Raw genomic sequence first — 7,269 nt, forward strand, 5'->3', positions numbered from 1 at the left:
GGACACCTGTCCGCTGAGACAGCTTGCGATACCGCAGAGTGCGTGTCAACGGTGCTTTCGCCGAAGAGGATCGCGCTCTTGACACGCTTCGTGACCGGGACCACACTTGCGCCACTCGGACTGGCCGCACAGCGGACAACGGTCCGGTTTCCCCTCGTACTTCGAAAGGAGGGTGGCGAATGAGCGCAACCGACCGGCCGGTGGTCTTCCGTAACGGCCTGGTTCTCACCATGGACGACGCGCGCACTGTGCTGCCCGGCGCCGACGTGCTGGTCGTCGGCGGCCGGATCGCGCAGGTCGGCGTCGGTCTCACCGCACCCGACGACGCCCTGGAGATCGACGCCACCGGCGGCATCCTCATGCCCGGCATGGTCGACACCCACCGGCACCTGTGGCAGACCGCGATGCGCGGGTACGGCGCCGACTGGACCCTGACCCAGTACTTCGTCTGGTACTACCTGGAGTCGGGCAAGCTGTTCCGGCCCGAGGACGTCTATGCCGGCAATCTGCTCGGCGCGATCGAGGCGATCGACGCCGGCGTCACCACCACAGTCGACTGGTCGCACGGGTTGCAGACGCCCGAGCACGCCGACGCCGCCGTGGACGCCCTGGAAGCGGTCGACGGGCGGTTCGTGCTCGCCTACGGCAACATCCAGCAGGGGCCGTGGGAGTGGGCCACCTCGCCGGAGTTCCGCGACTTCCACCGCCGCCGTATCGACGGCGGCAACCTGGCCGGCTTCCAGTTGGCGTTCGACGTCACCGGTGACCCCGCCTTCCCGGAACGGGCCGCGTTCGAGGTGGCCCGGGAGTTGGGCGTCGCGGTGACCACCCACGCGGGCGTGTGGGGCGCCACCAACGACGACGGCATCCGGCTGATGCACGAGAACGGCTTCATGAACCCGTCGACCGTGTACGTGCACGCGGCGACGCTCACCCAGGACTCGTACAACCGGATCGCCGCGACCGGCGGCTCGGTCTCCGTCTCGACCGAGAGTGAGCAGAGCGCCGGCCAGGGTTACCCACCCACCTGGCAGTTGCGCCACCACGACATCCCGGTGTCACTGTCGATGGACACCAGCGTGTGGTGGAGCGGCGACCTCTTCTCCGCGATGCGGAGCACGCTCGGCGCGGACCGCTCCCGGGAGCACCTGGAGGCGCACGCCAAGCAGGAGACCATCACCCACTGTCACCTGCGCGCGGAGCAGGTAGTCGAGTGGGCCACCCGAGGCGGCGCCCGTGCGCTCGGCATGGACGCCACGATCGGCGCCCTCACCCCCGGCCGTCAGGCCGACGTCGTCCTGATCAAGAACGACGCCTCGCCGGCGATGTTCCCGATCCTGAACCCGCACGGTCACGTCGTCTTCCAGGCCCAGCGTGCCGACGTGCACACGGTGCTGGTGGATGGCCGGGTCGTGAAGCGGGACGGTCGCCTCGTCGGCGTCGACCTCGCCGCGGCGCGGGCCAGTGTGGCCGCGACCATCGACCACCTGCGCGAGACGATGGGGGAGGAGGCGTGGCAGCGGGGAATGAACCCGGACGTCCCCGAGACCGCGATCCTGGAGAACCCGTACCAGTACACCGAGTGGGACGCCGGGTCGGCGCAATGGAAGCATTAAGGACATGAGTGACAACGGAAGGGGCGCCGGGCCCGACTTCATCGAGGCTCTCGCCCGTGGCCTCGACGTCCTGCGCTCCTTCCGTCCCGCCTGCCCCTCGATGACGCTCAGCGAGCTCGCCACCGCCACCGGCCTGGCCCGCCCCACCGTCCGGCGCATCCTCATCACGCTCGAATCGCTGGGCTACGTCCGCGCGGTCGGCCGCGGCCACACCCTCACCCCGCGCGTCCTGGAGCTGGGAATGGCGTACGTCAACGCGCTGAACATGTGGGACGTCGCCCGGCCGCACATGGAGAAGCTCGTCGCGCAGACCAACGAGTCGACCTCGATGGCCCAGCTCGACGGCAGCGACATCGTCTACGTCGCCCGGGTGGCCGTCCCCAAGATCGTCACGCTTGGTGTCACCATCGGCACCCGCTTTCCGGCAGCCGCGACGTCGATGGGCAAGGTGCTGCTCGCGGCCCTCCCACCGGACACGCTGGCGACCGTCCTCGCCGAGCCCAGCCGCTCCGGCATCACGCCGCGCTGGCAGCCCGCGCCGGGCGACCTCGACGCCGTGCTGCGCGAGGTCCGGGCGAAGGGCTGGGCGCTCGCCGACCAGGACCTGGCACCGGGGATCAGGTCCGTCGCCACCGGCGTACGCGACGGCGACGGGCGAGTCGTCGCCGCCATCAACGTGACGGTGCACGCCGCCGAGACCTCGCTGGAGACCCTGCGCGAGGAGCATCTCCCGAGGTTGCTGCGCGCGGCCGCCGACATCGGGCACGACTGGGCGCTCACCGCCGCCGTGCCGGTGGTCACTGTCTAGGGGCGTGACCTGGCCGCACCCCCTACGCCAAACGCGTGTCCCTCCACCGATCCAGCATGGTCCTGATCGCCGCGATCATGTGGCTTCCATGATCGGCACTCCCTAGACTGCGTCGATGACGGACGAGGACCTGACGCTGCCCGCGGTGCTCGTCGAGGCACATTCGGCGGGCTTCTTCCACGAGCACAGTGGGCATGACTTCGAGCCGTACGACCTGTTCATGTGGTCGGGCGAGATGATGGAGTGGTGGCAGAGCTGGACGAAAGCCCCGATGGCCGGCGCTCCTCCATTCCGCGCCTTCGGCCAGGACGGCGCCGGCGGTCTGGCCGCCTTCTGGCTCCGTAACCCAGCCGATCCTCTCGACCGCCAACCGGTCGTCTTCCTGGGCTCTGAAGGCGAGTACACCGTCATCGCGCGCGACCTTGGCGACTATCTGTGGTTGCTGGCGAACGGCGTCGGCCCGCTCGAGACCGTCGACGGCATCGAGCGCGTGCCCGAGCCCATCGCAGCGCTCACGGCAATCGCACAGCGGCACACCGCCTCCGCCCGACGGTCGACCGCAGAGGTGATCACCGCGGCGCAGGCCCACGTGCCCGCCTTTGAGGCACTGCTCCACACGCACGCACCGGTGAGGTAGCAGTGGAGTTCGACCTGCCGATGATGCAAGCCGGGGCAACGCCGACACCCGAGCGGATGCCATAGTGCCGCGATGAAGGCGGACCTGCACAGCTACCTGAAGGGCGGCCGCGAGTCGCTGCTGTGGAAGCTCGACGGGCTCGGCGAATACGATATTCGGCGTCCGTTGACCCCGACCGCGACCAACTTGCTCGGTCTGGTGAAGCACTCGGCGGCCATGGAGATCCTCTACTTCGGCGTCGTGTTCGGCCGGCCGTTCGAGCAGGAGCTGCCGTATGTCGGCGACGGGGCGGAGACCAACGCCGACATGTGGGCGAGCGCGGACGAGACCCGCGAGGAGATCGTGGCAACGTACCGTCGCGCGATCGCCCACGCCGACACCACAATCGAAGCCCTTGCCCTGCATGAGGTGGGCCACGTGCCGTGGTGGGGCGATGCGGCGGTCACGTTGCACCACGTCCTGGTCCACGTCATCGCGGAAACCCAACGGCACGCCGGGCACGCCGACATCGTGCGCGAACTCATCGACGGCACGGCCGGGCTGCTGCCCACCAACGACAACCTGCCCCCGTGGACCAGTCATGGTGGCTGAACCACCGCCAGCGAGTGGAGCAGGCTGCCCTCGACGCCAGCAAGCGCAGCAGCTAGGCCCTGTTTCAACGGTTTGTTCTCTGCCGGTCATGGCAGCCAAATAGCCGGCCTGCCGCCTGGGCCGGCCTGCCGCGGGTCGATCATGATGACTGAAAGTGTCGTACAGATGTACTAGGTTCGGGTCGTGGTTGAAGAGTTGACGCAGGCAGAGGACGCCATCGCGGCCTGCGCCGATACGCCCACGTGGGCACGATCCGAGGACGAGTTGATCGCCGCACTCGACACCGCTCACCGCATCGAGCAGCGGCTCGCGGCGGTGAAACTGGCTCTGATCCGTGAGCTCGACGGCCGAGGCGTCCCCACCGCGCAGGGCGCCTCCTCCACTGCGGTCTGGCTCCGCGAACGGTTACGCCTCACCATCCCCGCCGCCCGCCGCCTCGTCGACCTCGCGGAGGTTCTGGACACCGGCAACCCTGGGGTACGCCACGCACTGGCCGATGGCCACATCGCCGTCGATCAGGCCCGGCTCATCGCCGACACGGTCGACAGCGTGCAGACCGCCGCTGGCCCCGAGGCTGCCGACAAGGCAGTCGGAGTGCTCGTCGAGTGGGCCGGGCAGTTCGATCCCACCCTCTTACGCAAACTCAGCACCCGCATCCTCGACCACGTCGCACCCGACATCGCCGACGCCGCCGCCCAAGCAGCCCTGGACGCCGAGGCTCGCCGTGCCGCCCGCGACCGCCACCTCACCCTCTCCACCCTCAGCGATGGCCGGCTGCGACTCACCGGCATCCTCGACACCGAGACCGCTGGGCTGCTCCGTGCCGCCATCGACCCGCTCAGCGCACCCTCGGGCCCTGACGACCAGCGCTCTCCCGGGCAACGCCGGCACGACGCTCTCAGCGACGTGTGCCGCCTCGCCCTGCGCACCGGCGAGTTGCCCGAGCACGGTGGTGATCCCGCCCAGATCGTCGTCACCACCAGCTACGACGGGTTGACCCGGCAACTCGGCAGCGGTGCCCTCGACACCGGCCTGCGCCTCACCCCCGAGGCCGTGCGCGGCCTCGCCTGCGACGCCGCCATCCTCCCCGCAGTCCTCAACGGAGCCGGCCAACCACTCGATCTTGGCCGACAACGTCGTCTCATCACCGGCTCCCTCCGGCGAGCCCTGGTGCTGCGGGACGGGGGCTGCGCCTTCCCGGGCTGCGACCGACCACCGCGCTGGTGCGACGCCCACCACATCCACCACTGGGCCGACGGCGGCGACACCAGCCTCGCCAACGCCGTCCTGCTCTGCGGCCACCACCACCGGCACCTGCACCACAGCGACTGGGCGGTGCGGCTGGCAGGCGACGGCCACCCCGAGTTCGTGCCACCGGCCTGGCTCGACCCCGAACAGGTCCCCCGCCGCAACCACTACCACCGACGGACGTGAGCATCACCAGCACGCACGATCACCCCGGTCAGCAGGCCGTTCGAGTGGCCAGCCCCGCACGCCCCACGGCCAGTGGGCCGATGGAGTGCCCACCCGGCACGGCCCCACGCCCGCGCGTCCACCGAGGCGGAGGGAGACGCGCAACCAGGGCCCGGCACGCAGCTCCGCCGCGATCTCGTACCCGACTCCCTCGTTCGTGCCGGGGGCCAGCGCGATTCTCGGTTCGACCTCGCCGCTGTGCCGTGGGTGGACGTGCCAACCCTCACGACGGTGATCGCTTGGCAGCCGCACAGCCGCACAGCCGCACAGCCGACCCCCCGGGCCGCACTGGGCGAAACACCTAGCTCGCGACTCTGCCGACTGATTGCCACCCCGACGTCCGGCCACAGTCGCACGGCCGTTCGGATACGCGGCCGGGCCGTCACGAAAACCGGCGGCGAATCGTCACAGCTGGCGGTTAGTCTTCCTCCGCGCGTCGTCGTCCTGGCACCTCGCGCCCCGCGCCCGGTTGGCGCGGCATCGCCGCCACCGCCCACCGTCGGCCGGCTCAATCGACTTCAGGAGAGTTAGTGACACAGCAATCCCTCGCGACATCGGACAAACTCGACGCCGCGGTGCTCAAGGTGGCGGGCGTCGTCGTCCTCGGCGCGATCATGTCGATCCTCGACGTGACGGTGGTCAGCGTGGCGCTGCCCAAATTCCAGAGCGAGTTCGACGCGTCCTACGCCCGCGTGGCCTGGACCATGACCGCCTACACCCTCGCGCTCGCCACAGTGATTCCGCTCAGCGGGTGGGCGGCGGACCGGTTCGGCACCAAACGCCTCTACATGGTGGCGCTGGCCCTGTTCACTATCGGCTCGGGGCTCTGCGCCATGGCCGACACGATCGGCGAGCTGATCGGCTTCCGGGTCCTGCAGGGCCTCGGTGGCGGCATGCTCATGCCGCTGGGCATGACCATCATGACCCGGGCGGCCGGGCCGCACCGGATCGGCCGGTTGATGGCGGTCCTCGGCATCCCGATGCTGCTGGGGCCGATCGGCGGCCCGATCCTCGGCGGCTGGCTGATCGACACCGCGAGCTGGCACTGGATCTTCCTGATCAATCTGCCGATCGGCGTGATCGCACTGATCTACGCGCAGTTCGCGCTGCCGAAGGACGCGCCCGAGCCGTCCGAGTCGTTCGACTTCGTCGGCATGCTCATGCTCTCGCCGGGTCTCGCCCTCTTCCTCTACGGCGTCTCGTCCCTGCCGGAGGCGGGCACCTTCGCCGAGGCCAAGGTCTGGGCCCCGATGCTGGTCGGCGGCGCGCTGGTGGTGGCGTTCGTGCTCTACTCGTTCAAGCCCCGGCACCCGCTGCTCGACCTGCGGCTGTTCAGCAACCGCAGTCTGACCATCGCGTCGGTGACGATGTTCGTGTTCATCATCGCGTTCATGGGCGCCGGCCTGCTGTTCCCGAGCTACTTCCTGCAGGTGCGTGGTGAGTCGACGCTGGCCGCAGGCCTGCTGATGGCGCCGCAGGGCATCGGCGCGATGATCACCATGCCGATCGCCGGCACGCTGGCCGACCGGGTCCCGATCGGGCGTACCGTCCCGTTCGCGCTGGGGCTCATCGTCGTCGGGTTCTTCGGTTTCACCCAGGTCGACCCGCAGACCTCGTACTGGCTGCTCGGCGGTTCGCTGTTCGTGATGGGTCTGGGCATGGGCGGCACGATGATGCCGATCATGACGTCCGCGCTGCGGACGTTGCAGGCGCAGGAGGTGGCCCGCGGCTCGACGCTGGTCAACATCCTCCAGCAGATCGGCGGCTCGGTCGGCGCCGCCGTGATGTCGGTGATCCTCACCAACGAGCTGAACGGGTCCCGGCCGATCCCCGGCCTGGTGGACGAGAGCGGCAAGCCGGTCACCGAGGCCGGGTTGGCCATCGCCTCCCAGCAGCGGCCGGAGTTGCTTCAGCAGATGCCGGTGGACCCGTCGCTCATCGAGCGTGGTCTGGACTTCGCCGCCAAGTCGTTCGCCAGCACGTTCTGGGTCGCGTTCGCGTTGGTCGTGCTCACGATCATCCCGGCGTTGTTCCTGCCGCGCCGACGTCAGCCGGCGCAGCTCGACGACCCGCAGGGCGAGCAGGTCAGGACGCCCGTCGTCATCCACTGACCGACCCCGCCGCGCCCGGCATCTGAGGTGCCG

At 69.7% G+C, this 7,269-nt stretch carries 6 protein-coding genes; all 6 read left to right on the top strand.

Features of this window, described 5'->3' with window-relative positions; all coding sequences use genetic code 11:
- Window positions 1-179: 179 nt before the first annotated feature.
- The 6 genes from AB0C20_RS21860 (at window position 180) to AB0C20_RS21885 (ending at window position 7,236) form a co-directional block, all read left to right on the top strand.
- A complete protein-coding gene (locus tag AB0C20_RS21860; protein ID WP_357568620.1) occupies window positions 180-1,616 on the top strand; it encodes an amidohydrolase family protein in 1,437 nt (478 codons plus the stop codon).
- Window positions 1,617-1,620: 4 nt separating this feature from the next.
- Window positions 1,621-2,424, top strand: coding sequence for an IclR family transcriptional regulator C-terminal domain-containing protein (locus AB0C20_RS21865; RefSeq protein ID WP_357180256.1), 804 nt, complete (start codon window positions 1,621-1,623; stop codon window positions 2,422-2,424).
- Between the two features lie 115 nt (window positions 2,425-2,539).
- Complete coding sequence (locus AB0C20_RS21870) at window positions 2,540-3,061, top strand: SMI1/KNR4 family protein (RefSeq protein ID WP_357568621.1); 522 nt, start codon at window positions 2,540-2,542, stop codon at window positions 3,059-3,061.
- 72 nt (window positions 3,062-3,133) lie between these two features.
- Window positions 3,134-3,652, top strand: coding sequence for a DinB family protein (locus AB0C20_RS21875; RefSeq protein ID WP_357568622.1), 519 nt, complete (start codon window positions 3,134-3,136; stop codon window positions 3,650-3,652).
- Window positions 3,653-3,835: 183 nt separating this feature from the next.
- On the top strand, window positions 3,836-5,086 hold the full coding sequence (locus tag AB0C20_RS21880; RefSeq protein ID WP_357180266.1) for a DUF222 domain-containing protein: 1,251 nt from the start codon (window positions 3,836-3,838) through the stop codon (window positions 5,084-5,086).
- Window positions 5,087-5,655: 569 nt separating this feature from the next.
- Complete coding sequence (locus AB0C20_RS21885; RefSeq protein WP_357180269.1) at window positions 5,656-7,236, top strand: DHA2 family efflux MFS transporter permease subunit; 1,581 nt, start codon at window positions 5,656-5,658, stop codon at window positions 7,234-7,236.
- Window positions 7,237-7,269: the final 33 nt, after the last annotated feature.

The organism is Micromonospora sp. NPDC048843 (assembly GCF_040649965.1).
GTDB classification, from domain to species: Bacteria; Actinomycetota; Actinomycetes; order Mycobacteriales; family Micromonosporaceae; genus Micromonospora; species Micromonospora hortensis.

Excerpts from the sequence above, each read along its gene's own strand:
- AB0C20_RS21860 (WP_357568620.1), top strand. The coding sequence starts at position 180 with ATGAGCGCAACCGACCGGCCGGTGGTCTTCCGTAACGGCCTGGTTCTC.
- AB0C20_RS21865 (WP_357180256.1), top strand. The coding sequence starts at position 1,621 with ATGAGTGACAACGGAAGGGGCGCCGGGCCCGACTTCATCGAGGCTCTC.
- AB0C20_RS21870 (WP_357568621.1), top strand. The coding sequence starts at position 2,540 with ATGACGGACGAGGACCTGACGCTGCCCGCGGTGCTCGTCGAGGCACAT.
- AB0C20_RS21875 (WP_357568622.1), top strand. The coding sequence starts at position 3,134 with ATGAAGGCGGACCTGCACAGCTACCTGAAGGGCGGCCGCGAGTCGCTG.